The 16902-nt window shown below is 37.3% G+C and carries 19 protein-coding genes; 10 read left to right on the forward strand and 9 right to left on the reverse strand.

Annotation, left to right across the window (positions count from 1 at the left end):
* Nucleotides 1-11: 11 nt before the first annotated feature.
* The 5 genes from HX109_RS01160 (at nt 12) to HX109_RS01180 (ending at nt 3835) form a co-directional block, all read left to right on the forward strand.
* Complete coding sequence (locus HX109_RS01160) at nt 12-977, forward strand: SIS domain-containing protein (protein WP_178949400.1); 966 nt, start codon at nt 12-14, stop codon at nt 975-977.
* Complete coding sequence (tatC, locus tag HX109_RS01165) at nt 977-1822, forward strand: twin-arginine translocase subunit TatC (RefSeq protein WP_178949401.1); 846 nt, start codon at nt 977-979, stop codon at nt 1820-1822. The genes HX109_RS01160 and tatC overlap by 1 nt, the downstream gene beginning before the upstream one ends.
* A complete protein-coding gene (locus tag HX109_RS01170) occupies nt 1815-2165 on the forward strand; it encodes a carboxymuconolactone decarboxylase family protein (protein WP_178949402.1) in 351 nt (116 codons plus the stop codon). Before tatC ends, HX109_RS01170 begins: the two co-directional genes overlap by 8 nt.
* A gap of 99 nt (nt 2166-2264) precedes the next feature.
* On the forward strand, nt 2265-3011 hold the full coding sequence (gene lptB / locus HX109_RS01175) for an LPS export ABC transporter ATP-binding protein (RefSeq protein WP_178949403.1): 747 nt from the start codon (nt 2265-2267) through the stop codon (nt 3009-3011).
* Between the two features lie 11 nt (nt 3012-3022).
* The gene (locus tag HX109_RS01180; protein ID WP_178949404.1) at nt 3023-3835 is read left to right on the forward strand and encodes a copper resistance protein NlpE N-terminal domain-containing protein; all 813 of its coding nucleotides are present in this window, start codon (nt 3023-3025) and stop codon (nt 3833-3835) included.
* A gap of 98 nt (nt 3836-3933) precedes the next feature.
* On the opposite strand, the gene HX109_RS01185 is transcribed toward HX109_RS01180, so the two are convergent.
* Entirely contained in the window at nt 3934-4698 is a 765-nt protein-coding gene (locus HX109_RS01185; RefSeq protein ID WP_178949405.1) for a CDP-alcohol phosphatidyltransferase family protein, read from the reverse strand.
* A gap of 100 nt (nt 4699-4798) precedes the next feature.
* Between HX109_RS01185 and HX109_RS01190 the strand changes: the two genes are divergently transcribed.
* Nucleotides 4799-4951 carry an SsrA-binding protein gene (locus HX109_RS01190; RefSeq protein ID WP_178949406.1) on the forward strand — a complete coding sequence of 51 codons (153 nt, stop codon included), beginning with the start codon at nt 4799-4801 and terminating at the stop codon, nt 4949-4951.
* On the opposite strand, the gene HX109_RS01195 is transcribed toward HX109_RS01190, so the two are convergent.
* Nucleotides 4948-5460: an adenine phosphoribosyltransferase gene (locus HX109_RS01195; RefSeq protein WP_178949407.1), complete on the reverse strand. Its 513-nt coding sequence runs from the start codon at nt 5458-5460 to the stop codon at nt 4948-4950. The genes HX109_RS01190 and HX109_RS01195 overlap by 4 nt on opposite strands.
* Nucleotides 5461-5640: 180 nt before the next feature.
* On the opposite strand from HX109_RS01195, the gene aqpZ reads away from it, so the two are divergent.
* Entirely contained in the window at nt 5641-6324 is a 684-nt protein-coding gene (gene aqpZ, locus HX109_RS01200; protein ID WP_178949408.1) for an aquaporin Z, read from the forward strand.
* Between the two features lie 107 nt (nt 6325-6431).
* On the opposite strand, the gene carB is transcribed toward aqpZ, so the two are convergent.
* Both carB and rpmH read right to left on the reverse strand, forming a co-directional pair.
* Nucleotides 6432-9284 (reverse strand): carbamoyl-phosphate synthase large subunit, encoded by a 2853-nt coding sequence (gene carB, locus HX109_RS01205; RefSeq protein ID WP_178949409.1) that lies wholly within the window; start codon nt 9282-9284, stop codon nt 6432-6434.
* Nucleotides 9285-9384: 100 nt separating this feature from the next.
* A complete protein-coding gene (gene rpmH, locus HX109_RS01210) occupies nt 9385-9546 on the reverse strand; it encodes a 50S ribosomal protein L34 (RefSeq protein WP_008615344.1) in 162 nt (53 codons plus the stop codon).
* Nucleotides 9547-9711: 165 nt separating this feature from the next.
* Here rpmH and HX109_RS01215 point away from each other — a divergent pair, with 165 nt between their 5' ends.
* Nucleotides 9712-10227, forward strand: a complete 516-nt coding sequence (locus HX109_RS01215; protein WP_178953990.1) for a DUF2892 domain-containing protein — start codon at nt 9712-9714, stop codon at nt 10225-10227.
* A 97-nt stretch (nt 10228-10324) separates the two neighbouring features.
* Here HX109_RS01215 and HX109_RS01220 read toward each other — a convergent pair whose 3' ends face one another.
* Nucleotides 10325-11725 (reverse strand): M20/M25/M40 family metallo-hydrolase, encoded by a 1401-nt coding sequence (locus HX109_RS01220; RefSeq protein ID WP_178949410.1) that lies wholly within the window; start codon nt 11723-11725, stop codon nt 10325-10327.
* Nucleotides 11726-11730: 5 nt separating this feature from the next.
* Nucleotides 11731-12609, reverse strand: a complete 879-nt coding sequence (locus tag HX109_RS01225; RefSeq protein ID WP_178949411.1) for a PPK2 family polyphosphate kinase — start codon at nt 12607-12609, stop codon at nt 11731-11733.
* A gap of 186 nt (nt 12610-12795) precedes the next feature.
* On the opposite strand from HX109_RS01225, the gene HX109_RS01230 reads away from it, so the two are divergent.
* Both HX109_RS01230 and HX109_RS01235 read left to right on the forward strand, forming a co-directional pair.
* Nucleotides 12796-13638 carry a hypothetical protein gene (locus HX109_RS01230; protein ID WP_178949412.1) on the forward strand — a complete coding sequence of 281 codons (843 nt, stop codon included), beginning with the start codon at nt 12796-12798 and terminating at the stop codon, nt 13636-13638.
* Nucleotides 13639-14038: 400 nt separating this feature from the next.
* Nucleotides 14039-14755, forward strand: a complete 717-nt coding sequence (locus tag HX109_RS01235) for an outer membrane beta-barrel protein (RefSeq protein ID WP_178949413.1) — start codon at nt 14039-14041, stop codon at nt 14753-14755.
* Between the two features lie 214 nt (nt 14756-14969).
* Here HX109_RS01235 and HX109_RS01240 read toward each other — a convergent pair whose 3' ends face one another.
* Genes HX109_RS01240 through HX109_RS01250 form a run of 3 tightly spaced genes read right to left on the reverse strand, consistent with a single transcriptional unit; the run spans nt 14970 to nt 16787 of the window.
* Complete coding sequence (locus HX109_RS01240) at nt 14970-15428, reverse strand: COG2426 family protein (RefSeq protein WP_178949414.1); 459 nt, start codon at nt 15426-15428, stop codon at nt 14970-14972.
* A 53-nt stretch (nt 15429-15481) separates the two neighbouring features.
* Nucleotides 15482-15964, reverse strand: a complete 483-nt coding sequence (gene ribH, locus HX109_RS01245) for a 6,7-dimethyl-8-ribityllumazine synthase (protein WP_178949415.1) — start codon at nt 15962-15964, stop codon at nt 15482-15484.
* 58 nt (nt 15965-16022) lie between these two features.
* Entirely contained in the window at nt 16023-16787 is a 765-nt protein-coding gene (locus HX109_RS01250) for a tetratricopeptide repeat protein (protein ID WP_178949416.1), read from the reverse strand.
* Between the last annotated feature and the right edge of the window lie 115 nt (nt 16788-16902).

The raw sequence follows: 16902 nt of genomic DNA on the forward strand, positions 1-16902 counted from the left end.
AATCTTAAAATTTGAATACTAAAAATGCCATAATAGCCAATGCTATCAAGGCAATTGATAATGAAAGTAATGCAATCAAAAACCTTGCCTCTTTTATAGATGACGAATTTGCAGCTGCAGTTTCTTTCATTTATAAATCCAAAGGAAGGGTTATAGTAACCGGGGTTGGAAAAAGTGCCATTATTGCCAATAAAATAGTAGCTACATTAAATTCTACCGGCACACCTGCCGTTTTTATGCATGCTGCAGATGCCATTCACGGCGACCTTGGAACCATATTGAAGGACGATGTTGTTATTTGTATTTCTAAAAGTGGCAATACCGCCGAGATTAAAGTATTGGTTCCCTTTATAAAAGAAGGACCTAATAAACTTATTGCCATTACTGCCAACAAAAATTCATTTTTAGCACAGCAATCAGATTTTGTTATCAACGCTCATGTGGAAAAAGAGGCCTGCCCGCACAATCTCGCCCCTACCACCAGCACCACTGCGCAATTGGTAATGGGCGATGCCTTAGCCATTTGTTTGTTGGAGCTTAGAGGATTTAGCAGTCAAGATTTTGCCAAATATCATCCTGGAGGTGCCCTCGGAAAAAAACTTTACCTTCGGGTAAAAGATATTGCCATGGTAAACCTAAAACCTCAAGTTTCCGTAGATACAGATGTGCGCGATGTTATTGTTGAAATCTCCGAAAAATTAATGGGAGTAACTGCAGTAGTAGAAAACGAAAAAATTATAGGGATTGTTACCGATGGGGATATACGTAGAATGTTAAGCAAATATGATAACATAGGAAAATTAACAGCGCAAGACATAATGTCAGAAAATCCAAAAACTGTCGGTTGTGACGTATTGGCCGTAGATGCCTTGGATATCATGGAAAAATACGGTATTTCGCAATTGTTGGTTGAAAAAGAAAATAAGTATTTTGGAGTAATACATCTTCATGATTTAATTAAAGAAGGAATTATATAATGACAAAACAAATTGGTACAGGTGAAGAACAAGAGATGTCTTTTCTAGATCACCTTGAAGAATTAAGATGGCACTTAATTCGTGCTACGCTAGGAGTAATTATTATCGGGATTGTAGCATTTATTGCCAAGGATTTTATATTCGACACCATACTTTTTGGCCCCAAAAAAGCAGACTTCCCTACTTACAAGTTCTTTTGTAATATTTCCAGGAGCTTGGGAATGGACGAGTCTTTTTGCGAAGGACCCCAGTTTAGAATACAGAGTAGGCAAATGGCCGGACAGTTTTCGGCACATATTTGGACGTCTATTTGGGCTGGTTTTATTATTGGATTTCCCTACGTTTTATGGGAATTATGGCGGTTTATAAGTCCAGGATTACATGACAATGAACGTAATAATTCGCGTGGTTTTATTGTAATCGCCTCCTTTTTATTTTTTACTGGTGTGCTTTTTGGATACTACGTTATTTCCCCACTTTCCATTAATTTCTTGGCCAATTATCACGTGAGTGAAGAGGTTTTCAACGATATCGACCTGTCTTCTTACATTTCAACCATAAGAGCTTCCGTTATTTCCTGTGGCCTTATTTTTGAACTTCCTATTTTAATGTATTTCCTTACCAAAATAGGATTGGTAACTCCAGAAATTTTAAGAAAATATCGAAAAATTGCCATTGTGGTGGTTTTAATTCTTTCCGCAGTTATTACCCCACCAGATGTAGCGAGTCAAATTGTGGTGGCTATCCCTATTGTTATTCTATATGAAATAAGTATTTATATTTCTAAAGTAGTACTTAAAAGAGAAGCGCGTAAACTAAAAAAACAAAAAGCAAAAAATGGCTGATATAGTAGATGATTTTAATGCCTATCGTTCTAAAATGAACGATCGTATCTTAGAGGATAACAATAAACTTATAAAACGTATTTTTAATCTAGACACCAACGCTTATATGCCTGGTGCCCTCGATGTTAAAACAAAGGAACTTCTTGGCTTGGTTGCTTCGGCTGTGTTAAGGTGCGATGATTGCGTACGGTATCATTTAGAGACTTGCCACAAAGAAGGGTTGACCAAAGAAGAAGTTGTGGAAACTTTAGGTATTGCCACACTTATTGGGGGTACTATTGTAATTCCCCACCTAAGAAAAGCATACGAATTTTGGGACGCTTTGGAAGCCAAAGAATCTTAAATCGATACTAAATAATACGTTGGTTCATTTCAAAACCTATATTTTTGAAAGAAGTAAGAGCCAAACTGTTTATCAAAAAAATAAACATAGTCATTTTATATGAAGTTAAGAGCTGAAAACATCATGAAGTCCTACAAAGGACGAAAAGTAGTTAAAGGTATTTCCCTCGAGGTGAACAAAGGGGAAATCGTTGGACTTTTAGGGCCCAATGGAGCAGGAAAAACAACTTCTTTTTACATGATTGTTGGTTTGATTAAGCCAAACGGCGGTAAAATCTTTCTCGATAGCCAAGAAATCACCAATTACCCTATGTACAAAAGGGCTCAAAATGGTATTGGCTATTTGGCACAGGAAGCTTCGGTTTTTAGAAAATTAAGCATTGAAGATAATATTATGAGCGTGCTTCAGCTTACAAAACTTTCTAGAAAAGAACAGCAGATGAAGATGGAAGCGCTCATAGATGAATTTAGTTTAGGCCATATTCGTAAGAACCGCGGAGACCTTCTTTCCGGTGGGGAACGGCGTAGAACAGAAATTGCACGGGCTTTGGCAACCGACCCAAGTTTTATTCTTTTAGATGAGCCCTTTGCAGGGGTAGACCCGGTAGCGGTAGAAGATATTCAACGAATTGTAGCTCAACTTAAAGATAAAAATATTGGAATCTTAATAACCGACCACAACGTGCAAGAAACACTGGCCATTACAGAACGTTCTTATTTAATGTTTGAAGGAAGCATTTTAAAAGCTGGTGTACCTGAAGAACTGGCTGCCGATGAGATGGTTAGAAAAGTATACTTAGGTCAGAACTTTGAGCTGAGGAAGAAAAAACTGGATTTTAATTCTTAAATTTAAAAAACATGAAAAAGGTAAATATCAAATTATTTATTACCCTAGCTGTTGCCCTTGTAGCAATGAGCTGTAATGAAAAAGCAAAGAAACAAACCGATGAGGCGACTACACTTACTGAAGAAAAAGTAGTGGTAGACGATCATAACAGTGAAAATTCTTTGGATTGGAACGGAGTCTATAAAGGTACCCTGCCATGTGCAGACTGCGAAGGCATTGAAACATCTTTAACTCTAAACGCTGATAAAACCTACTCTTCTAACAGTGTTTATTTAGGAAAGGAAGGCGATCCTATAGAAAAGACAGGAACGTTTGAATGGAATAACGAAGGAAGCCATATTACCCTAGATGGTGATGCGCAGCAGCAGTATATGGTGGGAGAAAACACACTTATTAAGCTCGACAACGAAGGAAATAAGATTGAAGGAGCGTTGGCTGATAAATACATTTTAAATAAGAGTGTGGCAATGACAGACGAAAATCTTACAGATAAAAAGTGGGAATTGGTAAGTTTAATGGGGAAATCAATTTCAGAAATTGAAGAAACACCAACCACACCTTTTATTCAATTTACTTCGGAAGAAAATCGCGTAAGCGGAAATGCGGGCTGTAATAACTTCACTGGAACCTTTACCCTAAAAGAAGGCAATAGATTTGAAACTTCAAAAATTGCAAGTACTATGAAGGCGTGTAGAAATATGAAAATTGAAGGTGAGCTTCTAAAAATATTGGAAAAAGCAGACACCTATACAATTAAAGATGGTAAGCTTTCCATTACCAAGGCTAGAATGGCTCCATTGGCCGTTTTTGAAGAAGCTAAATAAACATAATATACAAATAACACTGTTGTCAGCCTGAGCCTGTCGAAGGCCTTCGACAAGCTCAGGCTGATATATTTTTATTCTTCCAGTGAACTATTAAACTAAACTGCTGGTTTGCTTTTCTTTTGATAGCTTACAACAATAGAAAAAAGCACATACAAAAAGATAATAACTGGTATGGAAGCATATTGCAGTAAAGCAATTAGAAGGGCTGAAATCACCAAGAAGACATACCGAATACTATTCTCTTTAAAACCCCATGTTTTAAATTTTAAGGCAAACAATTCGATCCTTGCATTCATCATATAAGTACTGACTACAGTTACAATTATCAAAAACCATTTATTGAGGATTAGACCGCTTAAAAAAGCACTTTCCTGAAACTCCAGAATTAATGGAAACGATAAAATCAATAAGGCATTTGCTGGCGTAGGTAAGCCAATAAATGAGTCGGTTTGATTTTCATCTATGTTGAATTTTGCCAAACGGTAGGCAGAACCTAAGGTAATTAAGAGTCCGAATAAAGATAGAAATTCGATATTCAATGTGCCATTCCCAAAAATACTTTCAGAAGATTCAGGATGTCCCCAAGTGTATACCCCAGAACTCATATTAAATAATTGGTACATAACAATTCCAGGTACTACACCAGAGGTAACCACATCGGCTAGGGAGTCCAATTGCAGGCCTAATTCGCTTTGCACCTTTAAAAGCCTCGCTGCGAGTCCGTCAAAAAAGTCAAAAAATATTCCAGCGAACACAAAATAAGCGGCAAAAATGAGCTCTCCCTGAACCGCTAAAATAATGGCGATTACACCACAAAATAGATTTAAAAGGGTTAAGGCATTCGGTATAAACTTCTTCATAGATTGTAAAATTTCGTCCTGTAAAATTACTATTTTTAGGTTACTTTAAACACCATTGGAATTGATTAGATTTTTTTAACTTTACAAGAAAACCAAACCTATGAAGAAAAAGTTTTTTAAGCTCTTAGCCAAAATCAACAAAGCAATATTGCCATCTTACTCCAAAAAAGATTTGGATCTGGCCAAAGCAAGCAAATTCCAAATGGCAATTATTGGTTGGCGAACTTACGTAACCAAACGTGCGCTCGACTAGTAGCTTAAAACTGATTTCGCTTGGTACCCTTTTAATTTCCTACGCCCTTCTAAAAAGGTTAGTTCTATTAAAAAATTACACTGAACCACTTCTCCACCTAGTTTTTCAACCAATTTACAAACAGCCTCTGCTGTTCCACCTGTTGCCAATACATCATCGTGAATTAATATTCGGTCTCCCATTTTTATAGCGTTGGTATGAATTTCTAAAATATCCTCTCCGTACTCCAACTTATAAGATTGGGAGGTCGTTGCCGCTGGTAACTTGTTAGGTTTTCTTACCGGTATAAACCCACAATTTAACCTTTGCGCTATTAAAGTCCCAAAAAAAAACCCTCTACTCTCTATCCCTACAACAGCGTCAATAGGTTGATTACCATTTAAATTAAGCAAAGCCTCCACTGCACTTTTAGTAGCTTCAGCATTCGCTAACAAGGGTGTAATATCCTTAAAAACGATACCAGGTTTTGGAAAGTCTTGAATATCTCGAATGTAGTCCGATAATTGCATAACTATATAATATTTTAAACTGGAAAATTACAAATAATTAGTTCCCTTACCCTTTATGAGGTTACTTTTTTAATATTTGTAATGAAAAAAAGACTAACTTTAATTGGTTTTTCCGACTGGAAAAATTCTTTTCCTCCGCCATTCCTGCAATAAATATCAACCAACTTAAAACTTTATTGTATGAAAAAATTAATTGCAGAATTTATCGGGACTCTTTGGCTTGTTCTCGGCGGATGTGGAAGCGCAGTTTTAGCCGCAGGATATCCAGATTTAGGAATTGGCTTTGCTGGCGTGGCATTGGCATTTGGTCTTACCGTTCTAACCATGGTATATGCTATTGGGCATATCTCAGGATGCCACTTAAACCCTGCAGTTTCTGTGGGAATGTGGATAGGTGGAAGATTTTTGGGAAAAGACGTTATCCCATACATCATTGCACAAGTTTTGGGAGGTATTGTAGGTGCTGGCATTTTATATTTAATTGCAACGGGAAAAGAAGGAGCTACCATAGGGAGTTTTGCAGCCAATGGCTTTGGCGAACATTCCCCAGATGGCTATAATATGACTGCCGCATTGGTAACCGAAATTGTTATGACGTTTATGTTTTTAATAATTATCCTAGGTTCTACCCATGGCAATTCGCCTGTAGGTTTTGCGGGAGTTTCCATTGGTTTGGGTTTAACCCTTATTCACTTAATAAGCATACCGGTAACAAATACCTCTGTAAACCCTGCTAGAAGTACTAGTCAGGCTCTTTTTGTTGGAGATTGGGCAATAGGGCAATTATGGCTTTTTTGGCTTGCCCCAATTGTGGGTGCTGCATTGGCCGGCCTGGCCTACAAAGCTTTGGCTCCCTATAAATAAAAAGAAAGCCATCTGTAATGAACAGATGGCTTTTATTTTACTTACTAACAAGTAAGGAATTTTACAAAGGGCTTTCGAAAGTATCCACAACCCTTTGGCATATTTACCTATTTACTTAAGTACATTTTTCTTCTTTGATAAAGATCGTAGAATTCATCGTCTTTTAGGCTGTCTATAAATAGAATGCTTTCTCCTGTACTCTTCATTTCCGGTCCTAAATTCTTGTTTACATTAGGGAATTTATTAAAAGAGAATACCGGTTGCTTTATCGCATAGCCATCCAATTTCGGATTAAAATTGAAGTCTTTTACCTTCTTCTCACCCAGCATAACCTTGGTAGCGTAATTAACATACGGCTCTTTGTAAGCTTTTGCTATAAACGGAACCGTTCTGGACGCTCTAGGATTGGCTTCAATAATGTAAACCATATCGTCTTTTATAGCAAACTGAATGTTAATTAAACCTACCGTATTTAATGCCAAGGCTATTTTTTTGGTATGGTCTTTTATTTGCTCGATCACCAAGTCCCCTAGATTAAACGGAGGCAAGGTAGCATTAGAGTCCCCAGAGTGAATTCCGCATGGTTCAATATGCTCCATGATACCTATAATGTAAATGTCTTCTCCATCGCATATGGCATCTGCCTCTGCTTCAATGGCTCCATCTAAATAATGATCCAACAGAAGCTTGTTGTTTGGTATTTTTCTTAAAAGATCAACTACGTGTTCTTCCAGTTCTTTTTTATTGATGACAATTTTCATTCCCTGTCCTCCCAATACATAAGAAGGTCTTACAAGAATTGGGAAATCCAATTCTTCTGATAGCGCCAAAGCTTCATCTGCTGTTTCTGCTACTCCAAATTCTGGATAAGGAATGTTATTTTCTTTTAACAGCGTAGAGAAACTTCCTCTATCTTCAGCCAAATCTAAAGATTCAAAACTTGTACCTATTATTTTAATACCGTATTTATTGAGCTTTTCAGCAAGTTTAAGAGCTGTTTGTCCTCCCAGCTGCACAATTACTCCTTCTGGCTTTTCGTGTCTGATAATATCGTAGATATGCTCCCAGAAAACAGGTTCGAAATATAATTTATCTGCCGTATCGAAGTCGGTTGAAACTGTTTCCGGGTTACAATTAATCATTATGGTCTCGTAACCACATTCTGCAGCTGCCAATACCCCGTGAACACAGCAGTAATCGAACTCAATCCCCTGACCAATTCTATTTGGCCCCGAACCAAGCACCACAATTTTCTTTTTATCGGTAACTATACTTTCGTTTTCAGCATACACCTCTCCATCTGCGGTTTCCACCACATCTTCGAAAGTTGAATAGTAGTAAGGTGTTTGTGCTTTAAATTCTGCCGCACAGGTATCTACGAGTTTATAAATTCGCTGTATATTAAGTTCATCTCTCTTATTGTGAACTTCACTCTCCCAACAACCTAACATATGCGCTATTTGTCGGTCTGCAAACCCTTTCTGCTTCGCTTCCAATAATAGACTCTTAGAAAGTGTTTCAATGGAATGTGTGGAAATTTCTTTTTCTAAATGATGTAATTCCTCGTATTGTCTTAAAAACCACATATCAATTTTTGTAATCTCATGAATGCGGCTCAATGGAATCCCCATTTGTATGGCATCGTAAATTACAAATACACGGTCCCAACTGGCGTGGGTAAGCTTTTCGATTATTTGGTCGTAGTCTTTATATCCTTTTCCGTCTGCCCCTAAACCATTTCTCTTGATTTCCAGGGACTGCGTAGCTTTATGCAAGGCTTCTTGGAAAGAACGACCAATTCCCATAACTTCTCCTACACTTTTCATTTGAAGTCCTAATTCCCTATCGGAACCTTCAAATTTATCAAAGTTCCAACGAGGGATTTTTACAATAACATAATCTAAAGTTGGCTCGAATAAAGCCGAGGTAGATTGGGTAATTTGGTTTTTCAACTCATCCAAGGTATAACCAATAGCCAATTTACTGGCAATTTTCGCAATTGGATACCCTGTTGCTTTTGAAGCCAATGCCGAAGATCTGGATACACGCGGATTAATTTCAATAGCAATAATATCTTCTTTATCGTCTGGGCTTACAGCAAACTGTACATTACATCCTCCAGCAAACTCTCCAATACTACGCATCATATGGATTGCCATATCCCGCATTTTCTGGAATGTCCTATCGGAAAGTGTCATCGCTGGAGCCACTGTAATAGAGTCTCCAGTGTGGATCCCCATAGGATCCATATTTTCAATGGTACAGATAATAACTACGTTGTCGTTATCGTCACGAAGCAATTCCAATTCGTATTCCTTCCAACCCATCATCGCCTTATCGATCATCACCTCATGGATAGGAGAAATCTCCAATCCCCTACTTAGATGGCCGTCGAAATCTTCTTGTTTATATACAATTGAGGCTCCTGCTCCACCTAGGGTGTAAGAAGCTCTAATTACCAAAGGAAACCCAAAATCCTGTGCAATTTCTTTCCCTTTAAGGAAAGAAGTAGCAGTGGCCTGTGGCGCCATTGGGATTCCAATTTTCAGCATTAACTCACGGAATTTCTCACGATCCTCGGTTATATTGATGGCATCGATGTCCACTCCAATAATTTCAACATTAAAATCTTCCCAGATACCTTTTTCATCTGCTTCAATACAAAGGTTTAGAGCTGTTTGCCCTCCCATAGTTGGCAAAACTGCATCGATATTAGGATGTTTCTTTAAAACATCGATAATAGATTTTGTATTTAATGGTTTTAAATAGACATGATCTGCCATGGATGGATCGGTCATGATAGTAGCCGGATTGCTATTTATCAATACTGTTTCAATTCCATCTTCTCTTAATGAACGTAATGCTTGCGAACCGGAATAATCGAATTCACACGCTTGGCCGATAATAATAGGTCCAGATCCTATTATTAATATACTCTTAAGGTCTTGTCTTTTTGGCATTTTCTAAAAACTATTTAAATAAATATATGGTGTTACAGGGTATAAAAAAAGGCGTTACTAATAAAAGTAACACCTTATATTTTAATAATCAAATCGATCATTATTTCTTATGTCTAGGTTCAGAAGAAACTGATAACTTTTTTCTACCTTTTGCTCTTCTGCTAGCAAGCACCTTTCTCCCGTTCACAGAGGCCATTCTTTCTCTGAAACCGTGCTTATTTCTTCTTTTTCTCTTCGAGGGTTGAAATGTTCTTTTACTCATTATTAATATCTTTATCTCTTTGGTAATTCAATCTTTAACGGCTTGCAATATACTTCACAAAAGCGCGGCGCAAATATACAAAGAGTTTTTACTTTAACAAACACCTTTTTGAAAATATTTTTATTTGTTTTTATTACCTTTGCCCTTCAATTGAAAACACCTTATATGTTCAACAAAAATATAAAATTAGTAATTGCTGCATTAATCATTGCTTACGCCATTTATCAATTCGTTGAAGGCAATATTGGCAATGGGATTTTTTTAATTCTCTTATCACTTATTTTTATTTTCCTCTATTTTAGAAATGAAATGATTTTGCTTGCATTTTTAAGAATGCGGAAACAAGATATGGAAGGCACAGAAAAATGGTTGAACAAAATTAAAGATCCTGAAAGTGCCCTTATTACCAAACAACAAGGATATTATAATTATTTAAAAGGTATTATTTCTTCTCAGACCAATCTTACTCAAGCTGAAAAATACTTTAAAAAAGCCTTAAAACTTGGCTTAACAATGGATTACGATTTGGCCATGGCAAAATTAAGCCTTGCCGGCATAGCCATGCAAAAACGAAGAAAAAGGGAGGCCACTATGCTTTTAAACGAAGCCAAAAAACTCGACAAACAAAATATGCTGAAAGATCAAATTAAAATGATGCAGCAGCAAATGAAGAAAATCTAAAAACTTTCTTTTTATAAAAAGTACACCCCAAAGATTTAAAAACCTTTGGGGTGTTTTTATTTAAACCTTATGGAGCGCTTTTACGTATAGGCTAACCTTATCCTTTTATTTTACGCTCTTGAACTGTTCCGTACTTATCCATCAAATAAATTAAAGAGGTCATAGTGGCGGCACCAAGTTCCAATTCCCTCTTATTTACAGCATCAAAGGTATCATTCTCGGCATGGTGATGGTCGAAATACCGCTGGGAATCTGGTCTTAATCCTGCCAATACCGTTCCATTTCCTTTAAGCGGACCGACATCGGCACCACTACCACCCTGCTCGAAATAGTGAATGAGATACGGTTTAAAAAGTGGTTTCCAAGAAAGTACTTGCTCAAAATTGGCTTCGTCACAATCAAAGGAGAACCCCCTCGGCGTAAATCCGCCTGCATCACTTTCCAATGCAAATACATGCTGCTCACCTTTTTCTTTGGCTACCTCTGCATATTTTTTAGCCCCCCTTAAGCCATTCTCTTCATTCATAAAAAGCACTACGCGAATGGTTCGCTTTGGGGTATATCCCGTTTTCTTGAGCAAACGAAGCACTTCCATGCTCTGCACACATCCAGCACCGTCGTCATGCGAGCCATCGCCAAGGTCCCAAGAATCCAAATGGCCGCCAACAGTAATAATTTCATTTGGAAATTTACTTCCCTTTATTTCACCTATTACATTGTAAGATTGAGCGTCTGGAAAAACTTTGCAGGTTTGCCTGAAGTAAAATTTTAAGTCGTTATCTAAAGCAAGCATAGAACTTAAAAGTTCTGCATCGTTGGTGCTAATTGCGGCAGCAGGAATTCGTTTGTTCGCTGGCAAATCGCCATAACTCATACTTCCGGTATGCGGAAGGTCGTCCAATCGTAAATTCATAGACCTAACTATAACCCCAGCCGCTCCGTATTTAGCAGCTTCTTCCGCTCCAGAGTAACGCTGATCTACACAACCGCCATAAGCTTCGAAAGTTTGAATTAAATCGGGTTGCATTGGGCGATTGTAGAATACAATCTTTCCTTCAATTTTATCTTTTCCAAGCTTTTCCAATTCTTCTATCCCCTGTACTTCAACAACCTCCGCTTTAAGGCCTCCAGAAGGAGTAGCGACAGAACCACCCAATGCACAAATATTTACGTTTTTGGTATCTCCCGGGGCATATTCCAGATAAGCAAACTCTTTAATGCCGCGTGTCCATTTGGGCACCATAACGGGTTGCAACCATACTTTATCGAGCCCCAATGAATCTAATTGTTCTTTGGTATATTTTACAGCTAACTCGGCATTAAATGAACCCGAAAGACGACCGCCAATTTGGTTGGAAAGGTGATCCAGCCATGCATAGCTTTTGCCTTTTGTTAAGGAAGCTGTATATATGGCCCTTAGTTGTTTTTCGTCTTCGGTTTGGGAAACCCCAATTAAAGGAAGTATAAAAAGGAGGAACAAAATGCTTTTTTTAATCATAGGTATTATTCTTTATTTAATTGCTCTTTGTAATTATCTAAATGTTTTTTAATTTTTGGATCGAGTGTGGGATATTCTATGTCTTTATAATCCCTGAGCTCATCGTATAAAATATCTGCCACAATTACCCTGGCTGCCTTTTTATTATCCGCAGGAACAATGTACCACGGTGCTTTTTCCGTTGAAGTAACATTAATGGCCTCTTCGTAATATTTTTGGTATTCATCCCAAAGGACTCGTTCCTTGAGATCATCAGGAGAAAATTTCCAGTTCTTTTCCGGTAAATTAAGCCTTCTCAACAAACGGTTTTTTTGTTCCGACTTGGACAAATGAAGGAAAAATTTAAAAATTATAGTTCCATTCTCCGCTAAATGTTTCTCAAAATTTTTGATCTGCTCAAAACGTTCGTGCCAAAAAGCTTCAGTAATATCCTCAACGGAATTAATTCCTGGAATATTCTCCCCTAAAATATATTCGGGGTGCACGCGTGTAACCAATACATTCTCGTAATGTGTTCTATTAAATACCCCAAATTTACCCCTTGCTGGCAATGCGATGTAATGTCGCCACAGATAATCGTGTTTCCGCTCTAGATCGGTTGGGGTTTTAAAGCTATGCACTACTACCCCACGAGAATTAAAGTCTTTAAAAACCTCCCGTATTAAGCTGTCTTTTCCAGCGGTATCGATTCCCTGAAAACAAATAAGCACGCTGTATTTACCATGTGCATAAATGATATCCTGAAAATACCCAAGTTTTTTTCTAATGTGCTTTAGACGATCTTTCAATTCATCTTCCGAAGTACCCAAATCATTTCTCGTAGGCACCTCTTTTAACCTTATGTTGGTATCTACCCGATAAGCAGAGGTTTTAATTTTGTCCATATAAAAAATTTTAAAATCCAAAAATGATCTAGAAATACAAAATCATACAATTACGATCCTGTTTTAAGAACAAACCTGAATGATCTTGACCACAATTGGAAATAAGTTTACCACAAAGTTTTTTAAAAGTACAATTAATATTGTAATATTGCTTTGCCCAAATTAATGAACTTAAGATTATATGTTATGAAGAACATTACGCTTTTTCTATTATTCCTTCTATGTGTTAAAATCTCAACCGCGCAATGCAGTTCTGCCTACTCACAGGCAAGTTATGCTTTGGCACACACCAAGAAATCACTTAGTTCTGATAATTTCGATCATCAAAAATATTATGCTGGTCGTGCCATAGATGCTTTGGAAAAGGCCAAAACCTTAGTAGAAAGCTGTGGTTGCAACGACGCTGTGAGTCCGATTATAGACGGACTTGATAACCTTAAACAAGCCGAAGACCCTATCGACTGGGAAGCCGGACGTTTCTACGCAAAACACGGTTATGAGTTTCTTCAAACGTTAATGACCAAATTGGATGTGTGCACCACCAACGCCTCTTCTGTAAGTTATGAAACCGAAACATCCACCGCTGATGTGGCTTCTACGGAACCTGCCATAGCTACTGCACCAGTAGAAGCACAAGCATCCAGCAATAGTTTACTTACCCAACAACAACAATTGGAAGCCGAAAAACAACGATTGATGGAACAGCAAAGGCTTTTGGATGAAAAAATTGCCAAGCAACAGCAATTGGCAGAGCAGGCACGTATTAACCGACAATTGGAATTGGAGAAGCAACTTCGACTGAAACACCTGGCGGAACAGGCTTTGTTCGATTTAGAAAACAACTACAAAGAATTAGCACAAGCTTTGGGTTGCCAAGAAGCTTTAAATGTTTTAAAAGGTGGCTATGCTAGGGAAGACAATGTGCTGAATAACGAAACCTTGGCACAGACGAAAGCATATTACCTAAACCTAACTACACAAACAGAGCAAAAAATATTAGGTGCTTTGAATAAATGTGCCGGAAAGTAGTTTATGAGTTAGTTAATTGATGAATTCGGCAAGTATTTAAGCTTTCAGAAGGTAATAATCCATTGGTAATCTTCAGTGTTCAGTAAGCAGATTTTCGACGTCATATCGACCGAAGTGAGATATCAAATAAAGTTACTAATCCTCGTTTGATTTCTCTGCCTTCTCTTACTGTCGGTATCTAAATAAACTTGAAACTTTTAGCAAAAAACCCTTCAAACAGCCAACTTCAAGAATCGAGCATAATTCTAAATTAGATTTCACTACATTATAAACTGAGTTCGATACTAAAAATTTTAAAATCTCAATATTTTAAAATTTAATTTACATTTTGTTTACATTGGAAAAACTAATATGGAATATTGTTTGTGACTGTTTTCGCTAAACAATAAAACCATATATAATGAAAAACATTTTTGCTACTCTACTTCTGTCCATTGTCGTTTTTACGGCACAATCTCAAATTAAAGAATCCAACGGAAAAGTCTATATCCCAAAAGGCACTTGGTTTACCGGTGGAAGCATTTCGATAAATTTTATAAACAGTGATGCCCATTATGGAAATAATGGTATTCCAGAAAATGGAGAATCAGAACGTATCGAGTTTAGCGTATCACCTAGATTGGGCTATGCTATTGCCAAAAATTGGACTTTAGGCATGGAACTTGGCTACAGTTATGGTCGAACTAAAAGTAAGAACTTCGAAAATGAAGTTTTGGTACGTGAAAGTCGATTTACAGGAAATAGTTTTGGGGTTAATCCTTTTGTTAGGCGGTATATTGGACTTGGTAAAAAATTGATGTTTTTCTTTCAGACCGATCTCGCTTACAGCTACGGAGAAAGTAAAGCCGAAGAGCTATTTGATGAAGACTCAATAGACAATCCTACTTTTTTAAATTCATATGATTATAGAAATGTATTTTTTGTAGGTATTAAGCCCGGTTTAAACTACTTTTTAAATGAGCATTGGGCATTGGAAAGTACTGTTGGAAGGGCAGGATATGAATATAGAAAGTCAAGCAACGATAATTCTCCAAGAAATATTGATTCAGAGTCGAATCGTTTTTTTATTGATCTAAGCCTTTCCAATGTTTATTTCGGGGTTTCTTATTTCTTCTAAAACACCTTAAAATCTATAATAGAGGCCGTCCTAATCGATGGCCTTTTTTTCATTTTGCGAGTATGTTAAATCGGTTAATTGAGGAGTTGTTAAGTAGCAGAATGACTAAGTATCAAAGCTGCAAAGTGTTATCGTTGTAAAACTTTCTTTTTAAATTGTTCGAACTCACGGGAGACCTCAAACTAAAAAACTTTCAAAATTGTCATAATACCCCCTATTTCACTCCATGATACGTAGCCATAGTCATTATCATAACCATTACACACGATATAAAAATACCAATGGTATTTGCTAAAAACGCTTGTTGATAGGGCATTCTAAAAAGGTAAGCTGCAATACTACCAGCATAGACCCCTGTACCAGGAATGGGCAACATTACAAAAAACAAAACACCCCAAAAACCAAATCTACTGATTCCAGATCCAGCGCCTGTTTTTACTCGGCGTGCTACCTTAATGGCACTTTTTTTATAGAATTTCCACTTAAGTAAATGCGCATTTAAGGAATCTAAAAAGAACATCATCACGGGGAAAACAAAAACGTTGGCCACAAAACAAGCTGCAAAAGCCAAATACATATTTACTTCATTAAAAATAGCATACGGTATCCCCACTTTTGCTTCCCCAAAAGGTGATATACTCCACAACATCGCTACAAAAATATCTGTAATCACGCTCCTATTCTTTTCTTAGATGATTGTTACCTCGAAAACAAGGTTTTTGGAAATTAATTCCCCAATGCCGCCATTTTAATCGCTGCAATAGCAGCTTCTGTACCTTTATTGCCATGTTTACCTCCACTCCTATCAATTGCCTGTTGCAGGGTATTATCGGTAAGCACACAAAAAATAACGGCTGTGTCGTAAAGCACGTTTAAATCTTTAATTCCTTCAGCAGTAGCATTGCAAACAAAATCGAAATGTTTGGTTTCTCCTTGAATAACACTCCCTATGGCTATAATGGCGTGCGGTTCGTGCTTTTTAATCATTTTTTTGGCACCATGGGTAAGTTCAAAACTTCCTGGCACATCCCAACGTATAATATTTTCCACCACTGCCCCGCAATCTAAAAGGGCATCCATTGCGCCTTTGCAAAGTGCTTCTGTTATTTCGGAATTCCATTCTGAAACAACAATCCCAAACCGAAAGTCTTTCGCATTTGGGATTGTAGCTTTATCATAAACTGATAAATTTTTATTTTCTGTAGCCATAATTTTATTGTAATATCAGTAAAAAAATTATTCCAACTGATACAAAGTTAGCTATTGCTTATTTAAGCGTTTCAGCTTTACCGATATAAATATCGATCGTTCTTCCCTCTTCAGAGTCGGAATATTCATTCTTTATTCTGTTGAAGTATTTTAAAGCTTTTTCAGCTTTACCGTCTTGCAAAGAAAGTACACCCGCTTTAAATAAGAACTTCGGGGTTGTAAAATCGTTGTCGGAATGCGAAATAGCTTTCTCGTAATACCCCAATGCATCTTCTTCTTGCCCCAATTGTACAAAGGCATCTCCAATACCACCTTTTGCCAAGGCCCCTAGAATAGGATCATCGGATTTAAAATCTTCTAAATACTTTATCGCTTGGTCGTACTTTTGGGTATTCAAATAAGCCATTCCCGCACTGTAATGCGCCAGGTTAGCTGCTTTGGTTCCGCCGTAATTATCTATTATATCTATTAAACCGTATTTTCCTTCTGCACCGTTTAGCGCCAACCCATAAAGGGAATCTTTGGCAGTATTATTTACAGCCTCATCGAAATATTGCTGTGCGAAAAACATTTCGTTGGACGCTTCTGCCTCTTTTGGTTTTAAAACAAATTGTTGGTATCCTAAAAAACCGAGCACCACAAGCACTACAATCCCTATTCCCCCTAAAATGTATTTTTGATTCCTAGCTACCCATTCCTCTGTCTTACTAGCACTTTCATCTAACGTACTGAATACCTCCTCGGTAGTACTATGTTCATCATGAACGTTATGATCTTCTTTCTGATGCGGTTTTTTATAGCCTCTTTTCTTATACGTTGCCATGTCTACATTTTTATTAAGCCTCGCAAAAATAAAATTTTTATTCAAATAGGAAAGGGAATTTATTTGATTATTTCAATCGCTGCATTTTTTATTTTGTTAATTTCGTCCACAGGAG

Origin of the sequence: Galbibacter sp. BG1 (genome assembly GCF_013391805.1) — a bacterium.
Classification (GTDB): Bacteria; Bacteroidota; Bacteroidia; order Flavobacteriales; family Flavobacteriaceae; genus Galbibacter.

Coding starts and splice junctions, on each gene's coding strand:
- lptB (WP_178949403.1), top strand. CDS start 2,265: ATGAAGTTAAGAGCTGAAAACATCATGAAGTCCTACAAAGGACGAAAA.
- HX109_RS01170 (WP_178949402.1), top strand. CDS start 1,815: ATGGCTGATATAGTAGATGATTTTAATGCCTATCGTTCTAAAATGAAC.
- HX109_RS01235 (WP_178949413.1), top strand. CDS start 14,039: ATGAAAAACATTTTTGCTACTCTACTTCTGTCCATTGTCGTTTTTACG.
- HX109_RS01230 (WP_178949412.1), top strand. CDS start 12,796: ATGAAGAACATTACGCTTTTTCTATTATTCCTTCTATGTGTTAAAATC.
- HX109_RS01250 (WP_178949416.1), bottom strand. CDS start 16,787: ATGGCAACGTATAAGAAAAGAGGCTATAAAAAACCGCATCAGAAAGAA.
- HX109_RS01185 (WP_178949405.1), bottom strand. CDS start 4,698: ATGAAGAAGTTTATACCGAATGCCTTAACCCTTTTAAATCTATTTTGT.
- aqpZ (WP_178949408.1), top strand. CDS start 5,641: ATGAAAAAATTAATTGCAGAATTTATCGGGACTCTTTGGCTTGTTCTC.
- HX109_RS01220 (WP_178949410.1), bottom strand. CDS start 11,725: ATGATTAAAAAAAGCATTTTGTTCCTCCTTTTTATACTTCCTTTAATT.
- HX109_RS01190 (WP_178949406.1), top strand. CDS start 4,799: ATGAAGAAAAAGTTTTTTAAGCTCTTAGCCAAAATCAACAAAGCAATA.
- ribH (WP_178949415.1), bottom strand. CDS start 15,964: ATGGCTACAGAAAATAAAAATTTATCAGTTTATGATAAAGCTACAATC.
- HX109_RS01225 (WP_178949411.1), bottom strand. CDS start 12,609: ATGGACAAAATTAAAACCTCTGCTTATCGGGTAGATACCAACATAAGG.
- tatC (WP_178949401.1), top strand. CDS start 977: ATGACAAAACAAATTGGTACAGGTGAAGAACAAGAGATGTCTTTTCTA.
- HX109_RS01195 (WP_178949407.1), bottom strand. CDS start 5,460: ATGCAATTATCGGACTACATTCGAGATATTCAAGACTTTCCAAAACCT.
- HX109_RS01180 (WP_178949404.1), top strand. CDS start 3,023: ATGAAAAAGGTAAATATCAAATTATTTATTACCCTAGCTGTTGCCCTT.
- HX109_RS01215 (WP_178953990.1), top strand. CDS start 9,712: ATGTTCAACAAAAATATAAAATTAGTAATTGCTGCATTAATCATTGCT.
- carB (WP_178949409.1), bottom strand. CDS start 9,284: ATGCCAAAAAGACAAGACCTTAAGAGTATATTAATAATAGGATCTGGA.
- rpmH (WP_008615344.1), bottom strand. CDS start 9,546: ATGAGTAAAAGAACATTTCAACCCTCGAAGAGAAAAAGAAGAAATAAG.